General features: G+C 74.7%; 20 protein-coding genes. 10 read left to right on the top strand and 10 right to left on the bottom strand.

Features of this window, described 5'->3' with window-relative positions; genetic code table 11:
• Positions 1-157 precede the first annotated feature (157 nt).
• A complete protein-coding gene (locus tag AB0P35_RS01515) occupies positions 158-760 on the top strand; it encodes a class I SAM-dependent methyltransferase (protein ID WP_363504867.1) in 603 nt (200 codons plus the stop codon).
• Here AB0P35_RS01515 and AB0P35_RS01510 read toward each other — a convergent pair whose 3' ends face one another.
• Both AB0P35_RS01510 and AB0P35_RS01505 read right to left on the bottom strand, forming a co-directional pair.
• Positions 761-1,459, bottom strand: coding sequence for a response regulator (locus AB0P35_RS01510; RefSeq protein ID WP_095872268.1), 699 nt, complete (start codon positions 1,457-1,459; stop codon positions 761-763).
• Complete coding sequence (locus AB0P35_RS01505; protein WP_363504864.1) at positions 1,456-3,189, bottom strand: sensor histidine kinase; 1,734 nt, start codon at positions 3,187-3,189, stop codon at positions 1,456-1,458. The genes AB0P35_RS01510 and AB0P35_RS01505 overlap by 4 nt, the downstream gene beginning before the upstream one ends.
• A gap of 152 nt (positions 3,190-3,341) precedes the next feature.
• Here AB0P35_RS01505 and AB0P35_RS01500 point away from each other — a divergent pair, with 152 nt between their 5' ends.
• Positions 3,342-4,703, top strand: coding sequence for a cation:dicarboxylase symporter family transporter (locus AB0P35_RS01500; protein WP_363504861.1), 1,362 nt, complete (start codon positions 3,342-3,344; stop codon positions 4,701-4,703).
• A 160-nt stretch (positions 4,704-4,863) separates the two neighbouring features.
• Here AB0P35_RS01500 and AB0P35_RS01495 read toward each other — a convergent pair whose 3' ends face one another.
• Positions 4,864-5,793 (bottom strand): hypothetical protein, encoded by a 930-nt coding sequence (locus tag AB0P35_RS01495; RefSeq protein WP_363504858.1) that lies wholly within the window; start codon positions 5,791-5,793, stop codon positions 4,864-4,866.
• Between the two features lie 216 nt (positions 5,794-6,009).
• On the opposite strand from AB0P35_RS01495, the gene AB0P35_RS01490 reads away from it, so the two are divergent.
• On the top strand, positions 6,010-6,453 hold the full coding sequence (locus AB0P35_RS01490) for a MarR family transcriptional regulator (RefSeq protein WP_218835713.1): 444 nt from the start codon (positions 6,010-6,012) through the stop codon (positions 6,451-6,453).
• A 68-nt stretch (positions 6,454-6,521) separates the two neighbouring features.
• On the opposite strand, the gene AB0P35_RS01485 is transcribed toward AB0P35_RS01490, so the two are convergent.
• The 6 genes from AB0P35_RS01485 to AB0P35_RS01460 all read right to left on the bottom strand — a co-directional run bounded on the left by AB0P35_RS01485 (position 6,522) and on the right by AB0P35_RS01460 (position 13,586).
• The gene (locus tag AB0P35_RS01485) at positions 6,522-7,445 is read right to left on the bottom strand and encodes a ScbA/BarX family gamma-butyrolactone biosynthesis protein (RefSeq protein ID WP_363504855.1); all 924 of its coding nucleotides are present in this window, start codon (positions 7,443-7,445) and stop codon (positions 6,522-6,524) included.
• 266 nt (positions 7,446-7,711) lie between these two features.
• Complete coding sequence (locus AB0P35_RS01480; RefSeq protein WP_363504852.1) at positions 7,712-8,809, bottom strand: ketoacyl-ACP synthase III; 1,098 nt, start codon at positions 8,807-8,809, stop codon at positions 7,712-7,714.
• Positions 8,810-8,917: 108 nt separating this feature from the next.
• Positions 8,918-9,595, bottom strand: coding sequence for an HAD-IB family hydrolase (locus tag AB0P35_RS01475; protein WP_363504849.1), 678 nt, complete (start codon positions 9,593-9,595; stop codon positions 8,918-8,920).
• A gap of 86 nt (positions 9,596-9,681) precedes the next feature.
• The gene (locus tag AB0P35_RS01470; protein WP_363504846.1) at positions 9,682-10,791 is read right to left on the bottom strand and encodes a ScbA/BarX family gamma-butyrolactone biosynthesis protein; all 1,110 of its coding nucleotides are present in this window, start codon (positions 10,789-10,791) and stop codon (positions 9,682-9,684) included.
• A 226-nt stretch (positions 10,792-11,017) separates the two neighbouring features.
• Positions 11,018-11,968 (bottom strand): aldo/keto reductase, encoded by a 951-nt coding sequence (locus AB0P35_RS01465; RefSeq protein WP_363504843.1) that lies wholly within the window; start codon positions 11,966-11,968, stop codon positions 11,018-11,020.
• An 82-nt stretch (positions 11,969-12,050) separates the two neighbouring features.
• The gene (locus AB0P35_RS01460; protein WP_363504840.1) at positions 12,051-13,586 is read right to left on the bottom strand and encodes an MFS transporter; all 1,536 of its coding nucleotides are present in this window, start codon (positions 13,584-13,586) and stop codon (positions 12,051-12,053) included.
• Between the two features lie 116 nt (positions 13,587-13,702).
• Here AB0P35_RS01460 and AB0P35_RS01455 point away from each other — a divergent pair, with 116 nt between their 5' ends.
• Both AB0P35_RS01455 and AB0P35_RS01450 read left to right on the top strand, forming a co-directional pair.
• On the top strand, positions 13,703-15,283 hold the full coding sequence (locus AB0P35_RS01455) for an FAD-dependent monooxygenase (RefSeq protein ID WP_363504837.1): 1,581 nt from the start codon (positions 13,703-13,705) through the stop codon (positions 15,281-15,283).
• Positions 15,284-15,397: 114 nt separating this feature from the next.
• Positions 15,398-16,588 carry an NADP-dependent malic enzyme gene (locus AB0P35_RS01450; RefSeq protein ID WP_363504834.1) on the top strand — a complete coding sequence of 397 codons (1,191 nt, stop codon included), beginning with the start codon at positions 15,398-15,400 and terminating at the stop codon, positions 16,586-16,588.
• 89 nt (positions 16,589-16,677) lie between these two features.
• Here AB0P35_RS01450 and AB0P35_RS01445 read toward each other — a convergent pair whose 3' ends face one another.
• A complete protein-coding gene (locus AB0P35_RS01445; protein ID WP_363504831.1) occupies positions 16,678-17,457 on the bottom strand; it encodes a Stf0 family sulfotransferase in 780 nt (259 codons plus the stop codon).
• Between the two features lie 159 nt (positions 17,458-17,616).
• On the opposite strand from AB0P35_RS01445, the gene AB0P35_RS01440 reads away from it, so the two are divergent.
• From AB0P35_RS01440 to AB0P35_RS01420, 5 genes are read left to right on the top strand one after another with little or no spacing between them, the layout of a single operon-like run.
• Positions 17,617-17,943, top strand: a complete 327-nt coding sequence (locus AB0P35_RS01440; RefSeq protein WP_363504828.1) for a pentapeptide repeat-containing protein — start codon at positions 17,617-17,619, stop codon at positions 17,941-17,943.
• Positions 17,930-18,565 carry a hypothetical protein gene (locus AB0P35_RS01435; RefSeq protein WP_363504825.1) on the top strand — a complete coding sequence of 212 codons (636 nt, stop codon included), beginning with the start codon at positions 17,930-17,932 and terminating at the stop codon, positions 18,563-18,565. The genes AB0P35_RS01440 and AB0P35_RS01435 overlap by 14 nt, the downstream gene beginning before the upstream one ends.
• Positions 18,566-18,576: 11 nt before the next feature.
• Entirely contained in the window at positions 18,577-19,410 is an 834-nt protein-coding gene (locus AB0P35_RS01430; protein ID WP_363504822.1) for a hypothetical protein, read from the top strand.
• The gene (locus AB0P35_RS01425; protein WP_363504819.1) at positions 19,407-20,288 is read left to right on the top strand and encodes a hypothetical protein; all 882 of its coding nucleotides are present in this window, start codon (positions 19,407-19,409) and stop codon (positions 20,286-20,288) included. The genes AB0P35_RS01430 and AB0P35_RS01425 overlap by 4 nt, the downstream gene beginning before the upstream one ends.
• Complete coding sequence (locus tag AB0P35_RS01420; RefSeq protein ID WP_363504816.1) at positions 20,285-21,022, top strand: hypothetical protein; 738 nt, start codon at positions 20,285-20,287, stop codon at positions 21,020-21,022. Before AB0P35_RS01425 ends, AB0P35_RS01420 begins: the two co-directional genes overlap by 4 nt.
• Position 21,023: the final 1 nt, after the last annotated feature.

Genomic DNA, 21,023 nt, shown 5'->3' with positions numbered 1-21,023 from the left:
GGTCGGGCCACCCGTCTCCGGGGTGCGGCTCCGCCCTGCCCCAACGACCGAAGCGCCCGGAGGTCACGGGTGGATTTCCGCCGGGCCCGTGCGGGCACCACGGGGCCGGTCGCGGCGGCACCGCGGGGCCGGCCGGGCTGGTCCTAGACTGCGGCGCATGGCCGACGACGATCGTGCAGAGCGGGCGCGCGCCCGGGAGTTCTTCGCGGCCCGGGCCGCCGGGTGGGACGCGAAGTTCCCCGACGACGGGCCCCGCTACGCCGCCGCGATTGCCGAACTGGCGCCCGGCAAGGGGGCGTTCGTGATCGACGCGGGGTGCGGCACCGGCCGGGCGCTGCCCCTGCTGCGGACCGCGGTCGGGGCTCGGGGCACCGTGCTGGGCGTGGACCTGACCCCGGAGATGCTGGCGCTGGCCGCCGCGCACCGCGATGCCGCGGCCCTGGTGCAGGCCGACTGCGCCCGGCTGCCGCTGCCCGACGCGGTGGTCGACCTGGTCTTCGGCGCCGGCCTGATCTCCCACCTGCCCGGCCCCGCGGAGGGTCTGCGCGAACTCGCCCGGGTGACCCGGCCGACGGGTCGGCTCGCGCTCTTCCACCCGATCGGGCGGGCCGCGTTGGCCGCCCGGCACGGGCGGCAGATCACCCCGGACGACCTGCGTGCCGAGCCCAACCTCGGCCCGCTGCTGGCCGCGAACGGCTGGCGGCTGACCTCGTACACCGACACCGACGAGCGCTTCCTCGCGGTCGCCGAGCGGGCCTGATCAGCGGCGCCAGCGGTAGCAGAGCTCGGGCCGGCCGACCTGGCCGTACTGCGGCTCGCGCACGGCGAGGCCGCCGTCGACTAGGTGCTCCAGGTAGCGGCGGGCGGTGATCCGGGAGACGCCGGCGGCGGCGCCCGCCGCGGCGGCCGAGAGTCCGGTGTCGGCCGCCCGCAGCACCCCGGCCACCGTCTCCAGCGTGGGGGCGCTCAACCCCTTGGGCAGGGCGGACCGTTCGGGGGTGCGGAGCAGCGCGATGGCCTGGTCGACCTCGTCCTGGCCGAAGGCCTCGCCCGGGCGGCCGAGGCTGGCCCGGTAGCGGGCGTAGCGGTCGAGGCGTTCGCGCAGGGCGGCGCTGCTGAACGGTTTGAGCAGGTACTGGACGACGCCCGCCGAGACGGCCTGGCGGACCATCGTCAGGTCGCGCGCGGAGGTGACGGCGATGATGTCGGTGGTGTGGCCGGCCGCCCGCAGGGTGCGGCAGAGCTGCAGGCCGTGGCCGTCCGGCAGGTAGAGGTCGAGCAGGGCGAGGTCGATCGGGGTGCCGGCGGCCCGCGAGCGTTCCAGGGCGCGCAGGGCCTCGGCACAGCTGTGCGCGGTGGCGGCGACCCGGAAGCCGGGGGTGCGGCCGACGTAGAGGCCGTGCGCGTCGGCGGCGACCGGGTCGTCCTCGACCACCAGCACGGAGATCTCGGCGGTCACCGGTCGGCCTCCCGCCTCAGCGGCAGCCGGACGGTGAGCACGGCGCCGCGGTCGCGGCCGACCTCGACGGTGCCGCCGTTGCGGCGTGCGGTCTGGGCGACCAGGGCGAGGCCGAGACCGCGGCCGTGCTGCTTGGTCGTCCAGCCGCGGCGGAACACCTCGCCGAGCGCGTCCGCGTCGATGCCGGCGCCGGAGTCGGCCACCCGGAGCAGCAGTCGGCCGTCGTCGACCTTGGCGGTGACGGTGACCTCGGGCGTTCCGCGGTGGGTGGCGGCGTTCTCGATCGCCGCGTCCACGGCGTTGTCGATCAGGTTGCCGAGCACGGTGACCAGGTCGCGCGGGGCGAGGTCCGGCGGCAGCACGCCGTCGTCGATCCGGCTGTCCTCGGTGAGGACGAGGTCGACGCCGCGCTCGGCGGCCTGCGAGGCCTTGCCCAGCAGCAGGGCGGCGAGCACCGGTTCGCCGACCGCGCCGACCACCTTGTCGGTGAGCCGCTGGGCGAGCTCCAGTTCGGCGGTGGCGAAGTCCACCGCGTCCTGGTGGCGGCCGAGTTCGACCAGCGAGACCACGGCGTGCAGCCGGTTGGCGGCCTCGTGCGCCTGCGCGCCGAGCGCGTCGGCGAAGCCCCGGACGCTGTCCAGTTCACCGCTGAGCGACTGGAGTTCGGTGTGGTCGCGGAGGCTGAGCACGCTGCCGAGGCCGGTGCCGATCGGCGAGGTGTTGAGCACCACCACCCGCTCGGCGGTCAGGTGCACCTCGTCATGGGCCGGCTCCGGGTCGAGCACCGCCCGCACCAGCGACTCGGGCAGGCCCAGCGCGTCGAACGGCAGCCCCTCCACCTCGCCCTGCAGGCCGAGGAGTTCACGGGCCGCGTCGTTGCACAGCACCACCCGGTGCGCGCGGTCGAGCAGCACCAGGCCCTCGCGCACCGAGTGCAGGGTGGCCTGGTGGTAGTCGTACAGGTGGCTGAGTTCGGCCGCGCCCATGCCGTGGGTGTGCCGCCGCAGCCGGGTGTTGGCGAGGTAGCTGCCGGCCCCGCCGAGCGCGAGGGCGGCCGCGGCGACCCCGACCAGGGCGAGCAGCGGGCCGCGCAGCTGCGCGCTGATCGACTCCACGGTGATGCCGGAGCTGACCAGGCCGACCACCCGGCCGCGGCCGTCGAGGATGGGGGTGACCACCCGCACCGACGGGCCGAGCGTGCCGGTGTAGGTCTCGCTGGTGGTGCGTCCGGCGAGCGCGCCGTCGATGTGGCCGAGGAACGGGCGGCCGATCTGTGCCGGGTCGCGGTGCGCCCAGCGGATGCCGCGGGTGTCCATGACGGTGACGAAGTCGACGCCGGTGTCCCGGCGCACCCGCTCGGCGTACGGCTGGAGGACGGCCGTCGGGTCGGGGCCGGTGGCGGCCTCGGCGGTGCCGGGCGCGTCGGCGACCGCGCGGGCGGCGGCGGTCACCTGGCGCACCGCGGCCTCGCGGGTGCGGTGCTCGGTGAACAGGTAGGCGAGGACGGCGCCCCCGGCGACGACGGCGGCCACGATCACCACCTGGACGAGGAAGAGCTGCCCGGCGAGGCTTCGCGGCAGGCGGCGCCCGGCGCGGTCCTGCGGCACGGTGCGGCCCTGCGGCACGGCACGCTGCCGGGGAACGGCCCGCGCAGCGGCCGCGGCACGTTCCGGCGGCGCCGGTCGGGCCGGCGGGGCCGAGCGGGCCGGACGGCCGGGGCGGATGCGCATACCGGCCAGTGTGCACGGTCCTCCCCCGGTGGCGGGACCGCCCGGCGTGAACTCTATGAACGCAAACGTGACCCCCGTCACTCCGCCGCCCATAGTCGTCACCGGCCCTCCCCCCGGGGCCGTCAGGGAGCGCAGGGCAAAGGAGCCGTGAAATGGCGAGCACAGGAGCAGTCCGCCGCAGAGCCGACCGTACGCACTACCTCTATCTCGCGGTGATCGCGGCGGTCGCCGCGGGCATCGTGGTCGGGTTGGCGGCGCCGGACGCGGCCGTGGAGTTGAAGCCGATCGGAACCGGCTTCGTCAATCTGATCAAGATGATGATCAGCCCGGTGATCTTCTGCACCATCGTGCTCGGCATCGGCTCGGTCAGCAAGGCCGCCAAGGTCGGCCGGGTCGGCGGCCTGGCGCTCGGCTACTTCCTCGCCATGTCGACCGTCGCCCTGGGCATCGGTCTGCTGGTGGGCAACCTGATCGAGCCCGGCTCCGGGCTCCACCTCACCAGCGCCCTCGCCAAGTCCGGACACGCCCAGGCCGCGGCCGGCGAGGCCGCCGGGACGGCCGACTTCCTGCTCGGCACCATCCCCACCACGCTGTTCTCCGCCCTCACCGAGGGCAAGGTGCTGCAGACCCTGCTGGTCGCCCTGCTCGCGGGCTTCGCCCTGCAGGCGATGGGGCCGGCCGGGGCGCCGGTGCTGCGCGGCGTCGAGCACCTGCAGAAGCTGGTCTTCCGGATCATGTCGATGATCATGTGGGTGGCCCCGATCGGCGCCTTCGGCGCGATCGCCGCGGTGGTCGGCGCGACCGGCACCGCCGCCCTGAAGAGCCTCGCCATGATCATGTTCGGCTTCTACCTGACCTGCGCCCTGTTCGTCGCGGTGGTGCTCGGGCTGCTGCTGCGGCTGGCCACCGGGGTCAACATCTTCTCCCTGCTCCGCTACCTCGGGCGGGAGTTCCTGCTGATCCTCTCCACCTCCTCCTCGGAGAGCGCGCTGCCCCGGCTGATCGCCAAGATGGAGCACCTCGGCGTCAGCCGGCCGGTGGTCGGCATCACCGTGCCGACTGGGTACAGCTTCAACCTCGACGGCACCGCGATCTACCTCACCATGGCCTCCATCTTCATCTCTGAGGCGCTCGACAAGCCGATGTCGCTGGGCCAGCAGGTGTCGCTGCTGCTCTTCATGGTGATCGCCAGCAAGGGCGCGGCGGGCGTCACCGGCGCCGGCCTGGCGACGCTGGCCGGCGGCCTGCAGTCGCACCGTCCGGAGCTGGTCGACGGCGTCGGCCTGATCGTCGGCATCGACCGCTTCATGTCGGAGGCCCGGGCCCTCACCAACTTCGCGGGCAACGCCGTCGCCACCGTGCTGATCGGCCACTGGACGGGCGAACTGGACCGCGAGCGCCTCGACCTCGTCCTGGCCGGCAGTCTCCCCTTCGACGAGTCCGCCATCGCCGACCCGCACACCGGCACCGTCCCCGCCCAATCCGAGGCCCCGGCGGTGGAGACCACCGCCTGAGCCCCCGCACCCCGGACCCCGGCCCGGCGCCGCAGCTCCACTCCTTCGGAGCGGCGCCGGGCCGGACCGCGTGCCGGGGGCGACGGGGGAACGACCACGGCCGCCCGCCCCCGGGCCTGCACGGTCCCCTGCGCCGCCCCTGAGGGACGCACCTCGGCGGCTACGGCTCCATGCTGCCGCTGAGGGCCCAGGCGAGGCCGGTGGCGGGGTCCTCGAGGGCGAGGTGGAGGTACCAGAGTTCGTCGCGGGGTTCGGACCAGGCGAGGCAGCGCAGGCGGGCGACCAGGGCGTCGACCTCGGCCGGGACGGGCCGGGCGGCGCCGGCCATGCCGGCGAGCAGGTGCCAGACGGCGAGCCGGCCGTGGGCGGTGCCGAGGCCGCGTGCGCCCGAGGCGGCCTGGACGAGGGCGGGGTAGGCGGCGGCGAACGGCAGGTGCCCGGCGAGCACCCGGCGGCCCGGGGCGAGCTGGGCGGCGGCGTCCGGCGCGGTGCCTCGGACGCAGACGGTGGTGAGCCAGGGCGCGAGGCCGGCCGGCGACCGGGTGGCGGCGGGCCCGGGGGTGCGCGGCCCGGGGGCGGGCAGGTCGAGCGGGCCGAGGTCCTCGCGGGTGTCGGGCAGGGCGAACAGGGCCCGGCGGGCGCCGCCGGCCGGCAGGTAGTCGCGGACCCGGACGCTCTCCTCCCAGCCGGCCTGCTCCCAGGCCGCCAGGGTGAGCGGGACGCCCTCCGGGTCGGGCTCGGCGCGGCCGGCGACCTCCTCGCCGAGCAGGGCGCGGGTGTGGGCGACGAGGCGGCGCACCGGTGCGGGTTCCAGCAGCGGGGCGAGCCGGCGCCAGGAGTGCCGGGTGGCGAGGACCTCCCAGAGCGGTCCGGCGTCGTGGTCGTGCTCGTCGGCAGCCGTGAACGGGCCGCCGTCGCGGTCGAAAAGCCGGGCGGCGTGCTCCGGCGGCGCCGCGTACGCGATGAGGTGGCCGACCGGGCCGGCCGAGCGGGGGGAGGTGCCGCGCAGCCGCCGGAACAGTTCGAGCAGCTCCGGCCAGCGTCCCGCCGCCGCCAGCTGTCCCGCCCGCCGGTCCTCGTACGTGATCATTCCGCCAATGTACGTCGGCCTCCGGTCTGCGGGCCGCCGGGTGACGGTGTGTCGGACGGCGCCCGCACCCACCCGGGGGCGCGGGGGCCGCGGGCCGGCCGGGGGTGCGTCACAGCGCCGCGCCGCCGGCCGGGAACGGACCGACCGCGCGGTACGCTACCGCCTCCCCGACACGCAGGCTTCATACAGACCTAAGATGCCTGATATACAGGGGGCATGAGTATGCCTATCGACCAGCGCCTCGGCCACCACATCAAGCGCGCCGAGCAGGAGCTGATCGCGGCCAAGCACGCGGCACTCCGCGAGTTCAAGCTCAGCACCCCGCAGTACACCGTGCTGCTGGTGCTCTCGGAGGAGCCCGGGCTGTCCGGGGCGGCACTGGCCCGGCGCTGCCTGGTGACCCCGCAGACGATGTCCTCGGTGCTGGGCACCCTGGAGGGGCGCGGCCTGGTCGAGCGCAAGCCGCACCCGATCCACCAGCACATCCTGGAGGCCCGGCTGACGCGCGGCGGCCGCACCCTGCTGGCCAGGGCCGACCAGGCGGCGATGGCGGTCGAGCAGGCCCTCGACGCGGAGTTCGACGCCGAGGAGCGCGCACAGCTGCTCGCCCTGCTGGGCCGCTGCACGGCCGCCCTGGCGAACGTGCCGACCGGCGCCTGAACCCCCCGACCGCCACCGACCGCACGACCGGGACCGGCCGCGGACCCGGCGGAGGACCGGGCGGCGGGTCAGCCGGTCGGACAGGCGCGCAGGCTGCCGCGGGCGACCGTCTCGCCGCCCTGCTCCATGACGACCTCGACGGAGGTCCCGCGCACCGAGGCGGCGCCCACCTCGGCCCGGACCAGGCAGGGTTCGCCGAACTCGACGTACCGCAGGAAGGACGCGGAGAGTGCGGTGACCAGCGGGGCGGGCCAGCCGGTGGCGAGGCAGACGGCCTGCCGCATCGCCTCGACGAGCACCATGCCGGGCAGGTGGTCGACCTCGTGGTCGAAGAGCACCGGGTGGCCGCGCTCGGAGCGGACCTCCCAGACGTGCGGTGCCCCGGTGGGGGCGAGCACCACGTCGGCGGCGCGGTCCCGGCCGACCAGCGGGGGCGGCACGGGCAGCGGCGGCAGCGGCTTCTCCAGGGCGGCGGCGAGCCGTTCGCCGCGCAGCCTGCGGTAGGCGCCCGGGGTGGTGCAGCTGAGCGCGCCGGTGGCGGTGCCCAGGGCGCGGCCGTCGCGCAGCACGTGCACCCGGATCCGCATGCCGGCCAGGCCGGTGCCGCGCCGGCGGACGTCCTCGCAGGTGGCCATGAGCGAGAGGTTGGCGGGCGTGCCGGTGAAGGCGAGCGCGGCCGGGTCGGCCTCGAAGGCGACGTCCCACATCAGGAAGTGCCGGTCGAGCGGGACGCCGAAGGCGGTGTGCGCGATGACCAGGCCGGCCTGGCGGACGGTCTCCGCCATCAGCACGGGGTCGTACCAGCGGTCGCCGACGGGCAGGTAGAAGCCGTGGCCGCGGGGCCACTGTGCGCCGAGGACGAAGTCCAGCTCGCCGACCGGCCGGCAGTCCGTCAGGAGCACCTCCGACACCGCGGCCCGGTGCACGAGCGCGCGATCGATGGTGCGGGCGAACAGCACATCCTCCGGACGCACATCCAGTATCTGGGACACCGTACAAAACCCCCTTCAGGCGTTCACCGGTTGCACCCAATCCTACAGACCAACCGGTTTGTTTTCTAAGGGGTTTCGAGCCGAACCCGATCGGTTTTTGACATCCCTTTACCAAAAGCCGACGCTACGTCAGACGGCTGACACCCACAGCTCACCGGTACGCCGCGGAGCCGCGGTGCGGGCCCGGTCTCCCGGACGCCGCACCGCGGCTCGGCCCGTCGCCGGGCCCGGTTCCATGCAGGGCCCGGTTCCATGCAGGGCCCGGTTCAGCGCAGGGCGGCCCCGGAGAGCAGGCCCCAGGAGGCCAACCGGTCGGCCGCCTCGTCCTCGGCCCGGAACACCGGCTCGCCGAGCGGGCCGACCGGCTGGTCCAGTGCCCAGCGCAGCAGCGCGGCGCCTATGTTCATCCCGCCGCCGAAGCCTGCCAGCAGCACCAGGTCGCCGCGCTCCAGTCGGCCGCGGCGGTGCACGGTGTCCAGGGTGATCGCCACCGAGGCGGCGCCGGTGTTGGCGTGCCGGTCGACCGTCAGGTGCATCGCCGCGCCGGGCAGGTCGAGCTCGGGCCAGACCTGGTTGAGCATCACCCCGTTGGCCTGGTGCGGGACGAAGTGGCGGACCTCGCGGGCGGGCACCCCGGCCCGCCGGAGCAGGGTGCCGACCGCGCCGGGCAGTTCGTCGTGGACGAAGCCGCGCACCGCCCGGCCGTCCATCCGGAACCAGTGCCCGCCCTCGGCGAGGGTCTGCGCCGAGGCGGGCCGCCGGCTGCCGCCGGCCGCCACCCCGATCAGCCGGTGCTGGTCGCCCCGGCCGTGCAGCAGCGTCTGCACCACGCCGAGGCCGGCCGGGACGGGCCCGAGCACGACGGCGCCGGCACCGTCGCCGAACAGCACGGCGGTCCTCCGGTCCTCCCGGTCGAGGATCCGGGAGTAGATGTCGGCGCCGATCACCAGCCCGTACGGGGCGGCCGGGTCGGTGTCGCCGCGGAGCATCTGGGTCCCCACGGCCAGCCCGTAGACGAAGCCGCTGCAGACCGCGTTGACGTCGAAGGCGGCGGCCCGGCGGGCGCCGATCAGGTGCTGCACGATGCTGGCGGTGGCGGGCTGCGGGTGGTCCGGGGTGGACGTGGCCACCACCACGAAGGCGAGTCGGTCGGCCGTGATGCCGGCCTGCCGGAGTGCTCTGCGGGCCGCCTCGGCGGCCAGGTCGGAGGTGGCCTCGTGCGCGGCGGCGCGGTGCCGCCGGCCGATGCCCGTCCGCTCCTCGATCCAGTCGGCGGTCACGCCCGCGCTCGCCGCGACCTCCTCGTTGCTGACGACCTCCTCGGGCACGTACGAGCCGGTGCCCACGATGCCGATCGGTGTCATGGTCCCCTCCTGTCGTCGGTGCGGGCCTGTCTCCACTCGGTACGGCCCCGGCCGGGTGCCGTCCGCGCCGCTCCCCCGGGCCCGCCGGGCAGGGGTGCGGGGCTGTGCTCAGAGCGCCGCACGGACCGGCTCGGCGGGCACCAGCCGCCGCCAGCCGGCGAGTTCGGCGTGCGCGGTGAGCACCGGGTCGTCGCCGACCGCCACCGGCCGGCCCACCGCGGCCAGCAGCGGGATGTCGCTGGAGTGGTCCCCGTAGGCCGAGCAGTGGGCGAGGTCCAGGCCGCGGACGCCCGCGACCGCGGAGGCCACCCGGCCCTTGACCGCGCCGATCACCGGGACGACCACCTCGCCGGTGAGCCGGCCGCCGCGGACCACCGGCCGGGTGCCGAAGGTCCAGTCCGCCCGCAGCTGGGCCGCGATCGGGTCGAGGCAGGGGAAGAACGAGCCGGACACCAGGACGAGGGTGTCCCCGGCCTCGCGGTGGCGGGCCGCCGCCTCGACCGTCTCGGCGACGAACAGGTCCTGCTCGACGTACCGCTCGAACCAGGCCTCGCCGGCCGCGGCGAGCCGCTCGGCGCTCTCCCCGGTGTAGAGCCGGTAGTAGGACCGGTTGACGACCTGTCGGGGCGTGCCCGCCGCGGCGGCGGCCCTGAGGTCGGCGGTGAGCCGCCGGAAGGTGCCCTCCGGCTCGCCGCGGCGGTGCAGGTAGAACTCCAGGAAGTGGAACATGCTCTTGACCCGGACGAGGGTCTCGTCCACGTCGAAGAAAGCGGCGGTGCCGGGCATCGGTCCTCCGTGGCTGGCTGTCGGTCGGTCACACGGCCGGGTACGCGGGGTGCTCGGGGCCGTCCCCCGCGTCCACGGACAGCCTGCTAGCCGCGGATGCGGGCGAGCGAGAGGACGAACCGGGCGATCGACTCCCCCTGCTGGCGGGCGTCCACCACCACCGGCAGCTGGGTCACCGCGGTGCCCGGCTCGGCCTCGTCGAGGTCGAGCGGGCCGCCCTGGGTGTAGTAGGCGTGCTCGCCGGCCTCGGCGCCGAGCGGCTTCTCCTCGCCGAGCGTCGCGGTGAGCACGGTCTGCGGCTCGAGCTCGCCGAACCGGGCGAAGGTGACCGACAGGTCGACCGGGAAGGTCTTGGCGGCGGACAGCCCGCGGGTGTCCAGGGCGGTGAACAGGGCGAGCTGGCGGGCGGCCTCGGCGAGCACCATTCCCGGCAGGTGGTCCTGCGGGTGGTCGAACATGCTCGGGTTGCCGGCGGGTATCCGCAGCACGGCGGTGGCGGCGCCGTCGGCGAGCACCGGGTCGAGCAGCACCACGTTGCGCGGGTCGGCCCGGCCGACCAGGTGCGGCGCGGCCGGGACGGCCGGCTCGCCGGCGCCGCCGGTCTGCGGCGGCAGCATCGCGGTGCTGGGCAGCTCGGCGCCGTCGCGGTTGCGCAGGCGCATCTCCCGGTAGCCGGCCGGGTCGCGGAAGCGCAGGCCGACCCCGGCCCAGCCGATCACGGTGCCGTCCACGGTGAGGTCGACGCGGTGGTCGAGCCCGGTCACCCGGCCCTCGCGGGTCCGGCAGTCCGTGACCGTCACCTTGAGCACCAGGTCGAGCGGGCTGTCGCCGATGGTCAGCAGCTGCGGCCGGATCAGGTGGATCCGCAGGAAGGTCAGGATGAACTTGTGGTCGGCCGGGACGCCGTGGAACATGTGCGCCCCCGCCAGGGTGGCCTGCCGGGCCGCCTCCAGCAGCAGCACCGGGTCGTGGGTGCCCGGGCGGAGCAGGTGGTCGCCGTAGTAGGCGTGCGAGCGGGGCAGCTGCGCCGCCGCGCTGTAGTGGCCGTCCTCCTCGCCGCGCAGGTCGGTGACGAACACCTCGCTGACGGCGTCCCGGTGGACCAGCCCGCGGTCCAGGGTCGTGGCGTACGAGAGCGGGACGGCCTCGGCCGGGTGCCTGGTGGTCTCCACGGGGGCGAGCGGTGCGGTGGTCATACGGGGTTCCTCCTCGTTGCTCCTCGGTTGCGGTCCAGGGGTCGACCTGGCACCGGTGCCGCGGCCGCCGCCCTGCGGGGGCGGCCGCGACACGGGGCGGCGGGGCGCCGCGGTGTGCTTCTGCGGTCGGGTGGTGCTGACGACCGGGGTGGAGCGGGACGGGCGCCGCCGGCCGGGCCCGGCGGCGGTGGCGCCCGGTCGGGACCGGGCACCGGCCGGGTGTCCGTCAGTACCGGGTGCCGACGGCGGTGGCGCCGAGCCGGGTCAGCTCCGCGAGGTCCTCGGCGGTGAGCCCGAGGTCGCCGCCGCGGGCGTTCTCCTCCAGGTAGGCGAGCCGCTTGGTACCGGGGATCGGCACCACGTGCTCGCCCTGCGCCAGCACCCAGGCCAGGGCGACCTGGGAGGGCGTGGCGCCGTGGCGGGCGGCGACCTCGGCCACGCCCTCGGCGAGCTTCTGGTTGGCGTCGACGGCGTCCGGCTGGAAGCGCGGGTTGCCCTGCCGCCAGTCGTCGCCCTCCAGCTGGGCGGCCGAGGTGATGGCGCCGGTCAGGAAGGCCCGGCCGAGCGGCGAGTAGGCGATGAAGCCGGCGCCGTGGCGGGCCGCCCAGGGCACCACCTCGTCGAGCTGGTCCTGGCTCCACAGCGAGAGCTCGCTCTGCACGGTGGCCACCGGGTGGATCGCGTGCGCGGCGTCGAGCTGCCCGACGGTCGCCTCGGAGAGGCCGATCGCACCGACCTTGCCCTCCCGGACGAGCTCGGCGAGCACGCCCCAGGACTCCTCGACCGGGACGGCCGGGTCGACCCGGTGCAGTTGGTAGAGGTCGATCCGGTCGACGCCGAGCCGGCGCAGCGAGCCCTCGGCGGCGGCGCGCAGGTGCTCGGGGCGGCCGTCGGGGAGGATCTCGCCGTCCCGGACGACGAGGCCGGCCTTGCTGGCCAGCACGACCTCGTCGCGCCGGTCGCGCAGTGCCCGGCCGACCAACTCCTCGTTGGTGTGCGGGCCGTAGACGTCCGCGGTGTCGATCAGGGTGACGCCGAGGTCGATCGCCCGGTGGATCACCCGGATCGACTCGGCGTCGTCGCGGCGGGTCGGGCTGTACGCGAAGCTCATGCCCATGCAGCCGAGGCCGATCGCGCCGACGGTGAATCCGGTGCTGCCCAACTGTCGTGTGCGCATGGTGCGGTGTTCTCCTCTGTCGAAGGCGGTGCGGTGAGGGTGCGTCCGGCGCGGACCCGGGGACGGCCCGCGCCGGGCGCGGTCAGGAGGGGCCGGCCAGCTCCCGGTCGCGGACCACCGCGTAGGTGGTGACCGCGCCGATCAGCGCCAGCACGGCGAGGACGACGAAGCCGGTGTGCATCGCCGAGGTGAGCGCGTCGGCGGCGGCGCCGCGGGCCCCGGACGGCAGGGCGCCGAGCTGTTCGTCCAGCCGGCCCTGGACGGCTCCGCCGGCCAGGGCGCGCTCGCCCGCCGCGTCCAGCCCGGGCACCCGCCCGTGCAGTCCGGCGGCGGAGAGGCCCGCGAGCAGGGCGCCGGCGCCGGCGATGGCGACCGACTCGCCGGTGATGCGCATGGTGTTGAAGATGCCGGAGGCCATGCCGGAGCGCTCGACCGGCACGACGCTGACCGCGGCGTTGTCCATCACGCCGAAGGCGCTGCCCACGCCGATGCCGAACACCGCGAGCGGCGCGGCCAGTTGGGCCCATCCGGCGTCCGGGCGGAGCACCACGAGCCAGAGCGACCCGGCGGCGATCAGTGCGGAGCTGGCGGCGAGCATCACCCGCAGCGGCAGCCGGGCGGCGATCCGGCCGGCGATCAGCGGCAGTGCCAGCACCGGCAGGGTGAGCGGCAGCAGCAGCGCGCCCGCCTCGGTGGCGCTGCGGCCGCCGGCGCCCTGCAGGTACTGCGGCAGGTAGACCAGCAGCACCACGAAGCCGAAGGTGATGGTGAACGGCTGGCAGACCACCACCACGAAGGTCGGCCGGCGGAACAGCGACAGATCGAACATCGGTCGCTCGACCCGGAGTTCGACCAGCACGAAGAGCAGCATGCAGAGTGCCGAGCCGATCAGCGAGCCGATCGCCGCGGCGCCCGTCCAGCCCTGCTCCGGCCCTTCGACGAAGTACAGCGCCAGCAGGGCCAGGCCGCCGCTGAAGGTCACCAGGCCGCCCCAGTCGACCCGCCGGGCGGCCGGGTCGCGGGACTCGGGCAGCCTCGGCACCAGGGTCAGCACGACCAGGCCGAGCACCACGTTCAGCAGGAACACCGCCCGCCAGCCGACCGAGGCGACCAGCGCGCCGGCGACCAGCGGGCCGAGCGCCAGCCCGAAGCCGAAGGAGGCGCCGAGCACGCCGAAGGCCCTGGCCCGCGCGGGCCCGTCGAAGGTGGCGGCGAGGATCGCCGCGCCGCTGGTCAGCACGCCGGCCGCGCCGACGCCCTGCAGTGCCCGGGCGACGTCGACCAGCACGATGTTCGGCACCAGGGCGCAGACCAGTGACATCGCCACGAACACCTGGACGCCGACCAGCAGGACCCGCCGGCGGCCGAACCGGTCGGCGAGCCCGCCGGCCGCCAGCAGGCAGGCCGCGAAGGTGACGCCGTACGCGTTCTGCACCCACTGCGCGGCGCCGACCCCGGCCCCCAGATCGGTCGCCAGCGCCGGCAGCGCCACGGCCGGGCCGGTGACGGTGAGCGGCAGCATCACGCTGGCCAGCGCGACCGCCAGCAGGATCGGCAGCCCGCCGGGCGCGCGGTTCTCGCGCGGTGCGGCCAGGCCCTGCTCCGCCAGGACGCTCATCGCTTCCCCCTATCCATCAGTCATCTACGTACTTCACAAACCGAGATGACCATAAGATATCTTATGGGCAGCGTCAATCCGCTACCCAGCGTCCGAGCCGACGAGGAGTCAGTTCAGTGCCAGAGACAGGGATCACCGCATCAGACGTCGACGTCCTCGTGGTCGGGGGGGGCCCGACCGGCATGCTCGCCGCGTGCGAACTGCTGCGCCGCGGCGTCCGCGTACGGATCGTCGACCGGGCCCCCACCGCCGCCCGACTGCCCAAGGCGCTGCTGCTCTGGCCGCGCACCCTGGACGTGCTGGACGACCTCGGCGTGCTGGACGCCGTGCGCGCGGCCTCCGTCCGGATCAGCGCCTTCCGCTACTTCTCCGACCGGCAGCCGCTCGGTACCTTCGCCTTCACCGACGACCTCGCCCCGGTCTGCCTGCCGCAGAGCGCGACCGAGCGCGTCATCGAGGACCGGCTGCACGACCTGGGCGGCAAGGTCGAGCGCGGCGTCCGCCTGCTCTGCTTCGACAACCTCGACTTCTCCGGCCGGATCGAGGCCACCGACGGCGTCACCGCCGTCCTGGAGCACGCCGACGGCCGGATCGAGCGCACCCGGGTGCCGTTCGTGATCGGCGTCGACGGCGCGGGCAGCGCGGTCCGCGGCCAGATCGGCACCGGCTTCCTCGGCAGCACCTACGAGACGGCCTTCGCCCTGGTGGACGCCCCGATCGAGGGCGAACTCCCGACCGACCAGGCGCTCTACTACCAGTCCCCGAAGGGCGCCCTGGTGGTCGTCGCACTGCCCGACGGCATCTGGCGCTTCTTCTCCAGCCTGCCGCCGGGCCGGGAGGTCGGGGTGGCGATGATGCAGGAGATCGTCAACGAGCGAGGCCCGCAGGGCGTCCGGATCGGCGAACCGGTCTGGCAGAGCGTCTTCCGGGTGCACGCCCGGCACGCCGGCGACTTCCGGCTCGGCCGGGTCTTCCTCGCCGGCGACGCCGCCCACGTGCACAGCCCGGCCGGCGGCCAGGGCCTCAACACCGGCCTGCAGGACGCCCACAACCTCGCCTGGAAGCTCGCCGCGGTGATCCACGGCGAGGCGCCCGCCACGCTGCTCGACAGCTACGGCCCGGAGCGCTCGGCGGTCGCCCGCCGGGTCGTCCGGGACACCGACCTCCAGACCCGCGCCTGGCTGGTCGACGGCCCGGCCGAAGTCCTGCTCCGGGACGCCGCGTTCCGGCTCGGCGACCGCACCGGCCTGCTGTCGCGCCTGTACGGCCCGGTGATGGCGGGCCGCCGGCTCGCCTACCCACCGGTGCGCGGGACCCAGGAACCGTCCGGGCTCACCGGCTGCCTGGTCCGCGGGCGGCTGCCCGGCGGACTGCGGCCCGGCGCCGTCCTGCCCCGCCCGCTGGCCGTCGCGGCCGGCCTCGCCGGGCCCGGTGCGGAGCCGGCCGGCTGGGCGCTCGCCACCGTCGACGGCCCGGCCGGCTGGGCGGCCGCGGTGGACCGGCTCACCACCGGATGCCGCGGGCTGCGCACCCTCCGCATCCCCGCCGCGGCCGCCTCCCGGCACACCGGCTGCCGCCGGCCCGGCTACTACCTCGTCCGCCCCGACGGGCACATCGCCGCCCACGGCCACACCCGCGACCTCGACCGCCTCGCCGCCGAACTCACCGCCCACCTCGGCCCGGTCGACCACCGCTGAGCCACCGGGAGCCCACGGCACCCGCCCCGCACACCCCGAACTCCCCTGCCCCACCAGTCAGCTCCGCACCCGTGACGGGGAACCGCCCCGTCCGTACTCTCCCGGAGGACCGTGATGACCGACCCCGCCACGCCCGTCGACCCGATCGTGCCGTTCCTGGAGCCGGTCTTCGACCTGCACCGCGGCGGCAAGCTGGAGACCCGCTCGACCGTGCCGCTGCGCGACGCCGACGACCTGTCGCTCGCCTACACCCCCGGGGTCGCCCGGGTCTGCACCGCGATCGCCGAACGCCCGGAACTGGCCCACGAGTTCACCTGGGCGGCGAACACCGTCGCGGTGGTCAGCGACGGCACCGCCGTGCTGGGCCTGGGCGACATCGGACCGGCCGCGGCGCTGCCGGTGATGGAGGGCAAGGCGCTGCTCTTCAAGGAGTTCGCCGGGGTCGACGCGGTGCCGATCTGCCTGGACACCACCGACACCGAGGCGCTGATCGCCACCGTGCGGCACCTCGCGCCGAGCTTCGGCGGCATCAACCTGGAGGACATCTCCGCGCCGCGCTGCTTCGAGATCGAGGCGCGGCTCCGCGCCGAGCTGGACATCCCGGTCTTCCACGACGACCAGCACGGCACCGCCGTGGTCACCCTGGCCGCACTGCGCAACGCGGCCGAGGTCACCGGGCGTCCGCTCTCCGCGCTGCGGGCCGTGGTGGCGGGGGCCGGCGCCTCGGGCGTGGCGGTCACCCGGATCCTGCTGGCCGCGGGGATCGGGGACATCGCGGTGGGCGACAGCAAGGGCATGCTGCACCCGGGGCGGACGGACCTCAACCCGGTGAAGGCGGCCCTGGCGGCCGACACCAACCGGGCCGGCCACCGCGGTTCGATCGAGGGGGCGCTGCGCGGCGCGGACGTGTTCATCGGGCTGTCCGGGGCGACGGTCGCGGAGTCGGCGGTGGCGTCGATGGCCCCGGGCGCGATCGTCTTCGCGCTCTCCAACCCGACGCCGGAGATCGAGCCCGCGGCGGCCCGGCGGTACGCCGCGGTGGTGGCGACCGGCCGCAGCGACCACCCCAACCAGATCAACAACGTGCTGGCCTTCCCCGGGATCTTCCGCGGCGCGCTGGACGTCCGGGCCCGGACGGTCACCGAGGGCATGAAGCTGGCGGCGGCCGCCGCCATCGCGGAGGTGGTCGCGGGCGAGCTGTCGGCCGAGCGGATCGTGCCGAGCCCGTTCGACCCGCGGGTGGCACCCGCGGTGGCCGCCGCGGTGGCGGCCGAGGCCCGGGCGGCCGGCGTGGCCCGCCGCTGACACGGCCACGGTACGGGGCCGGGCCCGCCCCTCGGCGGACCCGGCCGCGCCGGCTGACCGCCCGCCAGGAACGCGAGCGACGTGGCGGTTCAGGAATCGACTTCGGTCATCCTGCTTCCGTCGGCCGCTCGCGCCAGATCGGCCCGCGCCCGGCTGACCCAGTCCTCCGTCCGGGCGTCGGCCTGGCGCCGCAGCGTCGGCGGCCGGAATCGCCCGCGGTACGGCAGCTCGAGGAACTCCAGTACGGCGCGGAGCGTGCCTTCGGGATCGACGGCCAGAGCCTCGTACTCCAGGTCCAGCACCGGTACGGCCAGCCTGCGCAGCTCGCGGTCCCACTCGGCGTTCTGCCACCGGAGGGCGGCATGCGCCGCTCGCACGGCCTCGGCGTCGTAGGTGCCGGCCTCGCCGCGAGGGATCTCCCCGTGCCGCAGCGACCACTGGCCGGTCTGCTGGGCGCGGGCCAGCGACACGGCCTGCCGTACCGTGTCCAGCCGGCGCAGACGCAGCATCCGCAGCGGCCCGGCCAGCGAATCGAGCAGCGTGAACGCCTCCGGTTCGCGGCCGAGGTAGCGCCGGGCGTCTCTGCCGAGGGACGACCACTGGGGCCACATCAGCTTCGCCCCGAACACACCGTTGGCCGTCGTCATGAGAGCCGCAAACCGGAAGAAGTACTCGGCGTGGCTCGAGTACCCGTAATGGCCGCGCCAGGTCGCCGCATCCTCCCGCGCGCCGTACTCGCCGGGGCGGCCCGCGATTCCGGTGCTCCCGAGCAGTTCGCAGAGCAGCCAACTGCCGCTCCGCGGACTTGTCGCCACCACGTATCCCACTCCGACCTCCGCGGCGAGAAGGCTTTGCCGTGAGAGTTCCATGCCGGACGACCGATCCACCGTGACCGCACCGGTGGACGACCGTCGTTCATTCCATCAGGTGAAGTCGGGACTCCGGCCGCGCCGACCCGCGCCTCGATAGTTCGGATGCGACACCATCGGGGCCGACCCAGCTTCGCCGACCGGATAGGAGGTGGCGGGATGACGGAGAACGATCCGCCTGCACTCCGGCCCAACCTGCTCGCACTTCGGCCCGATCTCACCAGTTCGACGTTGGCGGGGGCCGAAGCCGCCCACTCGCTCGTCAGCGAGTCCAACTTCTTCAACTCGCTGTTCCACAGCTGCAACCTGCAGGGGATCACCTTCGAGTCCTCCGAGCTCGACGGCTCGCTGTTCGAAGGCTGCTCCTTCCGGGGAGTCGAGCTCCGCAACTGCGACATCGACGGCCTGATCGTCAACGGCGTCCGGGTCGGGGCGCTGCTCCGCGCCTTCCTCGCTCCGGAAGGGGCCGTTCATGTCGGCGGATGACGACGTCAGGCCCTTCCTCTCGGGGCAGCGCCGCAATGTGCTCGGCGGGCTCGCCGCCGCCTACGCGCGCGGGGTGAACTCGGCGGTGTTCGCGAGGATCGGCGCCGGTCTCGACCCCGAACAGGTCAAGGTCGACGGCAAGGGGGGCGCTCTGGACGGCGTCCCTGCCGCGCTGCCCGGCAGCCACCAGCCGCACATCCTCAAGCCCTTCGAGAAGGACGATAAGGACGACAAGGAGGAGAAGGACGGCAAGGAGACCAAGGACGCCAAGGAGGAGAAGGAAGAGAAGGAAGGCAAGGAGAGCAAGGACCTGAAGGAGGAGAAGGAGGGAAAGGAGAGCAAGGACAAGGAGGACAAAGAGGACAAGGAAAGCAAGGAAGCGAAGGAGGAAAAGGAGGAGAAGGAGCAGAAGGAGGGCAAGGAGACCAAGGAGGTGAAGGAGGAGAAGGAACTCGTGATCGAGTCCGGCGTCGAGGCCGACAAGGTCGGCGGAGTCGACTTCGACGGCCCGTTCATCCGCTTCGGCGAGCCGGCAGAGCTGCCCGTCACCTCCTTCGACGCCATCGCACGGGCACATCCGGACCGCGTCCGGCTCGCGGTCACCCGCGGCTCGCTGTTCTGAGGGCGCCCGCAATGGCCCCCACCGACCCCGCCCTGCTCATCGTGGCGGAGCCCACCGACACGCTCGCGGACGGCCTCGCGGACTACGCCCGCGGCCGCGCCCTGACCGTCGAGCGGCTGGATCACCGAGCGGCCGCCGGGCGGATGACGATTCAACGCCTGGGTGGGCGGACCACGGTCACGCCGTCCTGCCCGCTGTTCCTCCGGCCACCGGCCGCACCGCCGCCGGGGACGGGCGACCAGCGTCTCTTCCACCACGCGGAGATCCGCGGGCTGGTCTGGGCGGCCGCCGCACTGACCACCGCACACGTGGTCAACCGGCCCGGCCGGTACGGCCTCGGCGGGCGGATCTCGGGCTCGACCGCCGTCCTGCGTCACCGCGCCGGCCTGCCGGGGCAGGAACCGGAGGTGTTCGCCGGCCATGCCTCGTCCGCCGCCGTGCCGCGGAGCGACGGGGACTGGTGGTTCCAGCACCGGCGGAGCTGGGCGACCGTGCCGGCCTCCGGGGTGGTGTCGGACCGGGGCCCGTACCGGGTCGGGCGGATCCCGGCCGGCAGCACGGCGGTCATCACCTGCGTGGTCGGCGCGCGCGTGTTCGTCCTCGCCCGGACGGGCGATGCGGGCGGAGACCTCACCGTGGCGGATCTCGCGGCCGACGACCGCGCCCGGGAGCTGTCGGCCCAGGTCGCCGGGGCGCTCGGACTGACCTTCGGCACCCTCGCCTGGCGGCGCGGCGACGCAGCGGACCTTGAGCTCGGACGCGTCAATCCCTGCCCCTCACTCGCCGAACTCGGACACCTCTGGGCGGCTGTCCGCGAAGCCCTGATCGGGGAGCTCTGCCCGTGATCACCGCCGTCGGCCTCGGTGCCGATCCCACGCTGAGCCACTTCGCGGAGACCGCGGGCGGGCTCGGTGCCCGGGTGACCCTCGTCGACCTCGGCGACCAGGCGGAAGGGCGGTGGCGGCTCGGCCTGCCACCGGACCGCTCGTCCTGGGTGCCGGCCCAGGGCGTCGAGTTCGCCCTCGACCCCGACGCCTCCGTCTACTGCCGGCTGATCGACCTCGGCGCGCAGCTGCCGGGCCGGGCCGTGGAGTGGCACACCGTCACCGAGGCCTGGAGCGCCTGGCTCGAACTCGCTCCCGGACGGGTCGTGAACCGTCCCGGCCATCCGGGCGACAACTCGTGCAAGCCGCTGCACGAGGAACTGCTCGCCCGGGAGGGCTTCGCCGTACCGCCGAGCCTGACCACGTCGTCGGCGCGGCTGCTGCGGGACTTCGCCGAGCAAGGCCCCTGTGTCGCCAAGCCGCTGAGCGGTCAGCGGGCGGACTGCCGGGTGATCGGCCCGGCGGATCTCGACCGGTACGACGAGCGCAGTGGCCCCGTCCATCTGCAGCGCTGGGTCGCCGGCACGGACGTGCGGGTGCACGTGGTCGGCGACCGCGCCATCGCCCAGGCCGTGAGCTCGGAGAGCGTGGACTACCGCACCGACCGGCGGGCGACCTACCGGCGGATCGACCTCAACACGGAACTCGAGCGCGCCCTCGTCGCGGGGACCGCCGCCGCCGGTCTCGCCTTCGCGGGCTGGGACCTACGCCTGGGCGACGACACGACATGGGTCTTCGAGGTGAATCCGATGCCCGGGTACAGCCACTACGACGTCCGGGTGGACGGCGAGATCACCCGGGCCCTCGTCGCATTCCTGACCGAGGGAGACAACCGATGAGCGCCGGACGGCTCGAGCAGTTCCCGTTCCTGGACGCGGACGCCTGCGCGGACGTCGTCCGCACCGCCGAGCGGAACCCGGATCTCACCGTCGACCGCCGGCCCGACAGGCCCGGCGAGTTCGTGACGTACGGCCGCTCCGCGTACCTGGACGTCTGCCCCGGGGATGCCGCCCCGGAGCAGAACTACTACCGGCTGCTCGCCGACACCAACGCCGGCCTGTGGAAGGCGTTCGAGGGCCTCTACCACCGCCTCCGGCAGACGCTCGCGGACGAGCTCGGGGAACCGGTCGGCTACCGGCCCGACGATCTCGCGCTACCCGGCCTGCACGTCTTCCGGGGCTCGGCCATCGCGCTCGCCGACCACGCCTCGGCCCACTTCGACCAGCAGTACGGCAGTCTCCGACTGCCCGCACCGCGCGACCCCGGGGTACCGCCGCTGACGGTGACCGTCCCCCTGCGGATGCCGTCCAACGGAACCGGGCTCATCGTGTACGACGTCGAGCCCGACCGGTACCGGGCCGCCGTCGCCCGTGGCGCGGCGACCAGCCTGGAGTCCTACGCGAGGCGACGCACCCGGGCCTACCACCCCTACACCCTGGGAAGCATGGTCCTGCACCGCGGGCTGCTGATGCACCAGCTGTCGTCCCCCGGTCCGATCGTTGCGGGGGACGAGCGGATCACCCTGCAGGGCCACGCGATCCGGTGCGGGGGCGAGTGGATCCTCTACTGGTGAT

Source organism: Kitasatospora sp. NPDC085879, from assembly GCF_040686255.1.
Lineage (GTDB): Bacteria > Actinomycetota > Actinomycetes > Streptomycetales > Streptomycetaceae > Kitasatospora.
This window is presented reverse-complemented; position numbering and strand designations above follow the sequence as displayed.

Coding starts and splice junctions, on each gene's coding strand:
- AB0P35_RS01515 (WP_363504867.1), top strand. CDS start 158: ATGGCCGACGACGATCGTGCAGAGCGGGCGCGCGCCCGGGAGTTCTTC.
- AB0P35_RS01505 (WP_363504864.1), bottom strand. CDS start 3,189: ATGCGCATCCGCCCCGGCCGTCCGGCCCGCTCGGCCCCGCCGGCCCGA.
- AB0P35_RS01500 (WP_363504861.1), top strand. CDS start 3,342: ATGGCGAGCACAGGAGCAGTCCGCCGCAGAGCCGACCGTACGCACTAC.
- AB0P35_RS01495 (WP_363504858.1), bottom strand. CDS start 5,793: ATGATCACGTACGAGGACCGGCGGGCGGGACAGCTGGCGGCGGCGGGA.
- AB0P35_RS01490 (WP_218835713.1), top strand. CDS start 6,010: ATGAGTATGCCTATCGACCAGCGCCTCGGCCACCACATCAAGCGCGCC.
- AB0P35_RS01480 (WP_363504852.1), bottom strand. CDS start 8,809: ATGACACCGATCGGCATCGTGGGCACCGGCTCGTACGTGCCCGAGGAG.
- AB0P35_RS01475 (WP_363504849.1), bottom strand. CDS start 9,595: ATGCCCGGCACCGCCGCTTTCTTCGACGTGGACGAGACCCTCGTCCGG.
- AB0P35_RS01470 (WP_363504846.1), bottom strand. CDS start 10,791: ATGACCACCGCACCGCTCGCCCCCGTGGAGACCACCAGGCACCCGGCC.
- AB0P35_RS01465 (WP_363504843.1), bottom strand. CDS start 11,968: ATGCGCACACGACAGTTGGGCAGCACCGGATTCACCGTCGGCGCGATC.
- AB0P35_RS01460 (WP_363504840.1), bottom strand. CDS start 13,586: ATGAGCGTCCTGGCGGAGCAGGGCCTGGCCGCACCGCGCGAGAACCGC.
- AB0P35_RS01450 (WP_363504834.1), top strand. CDS start 15,398: ATGACCGACCCCGCCACGCCCGTCGACCCGATCGTGCCGTTCCTGGAG.
- AB0P35_RS01445 (WP_363504831.1), bottom strand. CDS start 17,457: ATGGAACTCTCACGGCAAAGCCTTCTCGCCGCGGAGGTCGGAGTGGGA.
- AB0P35_RS01440 (WP_363504828.1), top strand. CDS start 17,617: ATGACGGAGAACGATCCGCCTGCACTCCGGCCCAACCTGCTCGCACTT.
- AB0P35_RS01435 (WP_363504825.1), top strand. CDS start 17,930: ATGTCGGCGGATGACGACGTCAGGCCCTTCCTCTCGGGGCAGCGCCGC.
- AB0P35_RS01430 (WP_363504822.1), top strand. CDS start 18,577: ATGGCCCCCACCGACCCCGCCCTGCTCATCGTGGCGGAGCCCACCGAC.
- AB0P35_RS01420 (WP_363504816.1), top strand. CDS start 20,285: ATGAGCGCCGGACGGCTCGAGCAGTTCCCGTTCCTGGACGCGGACGCC.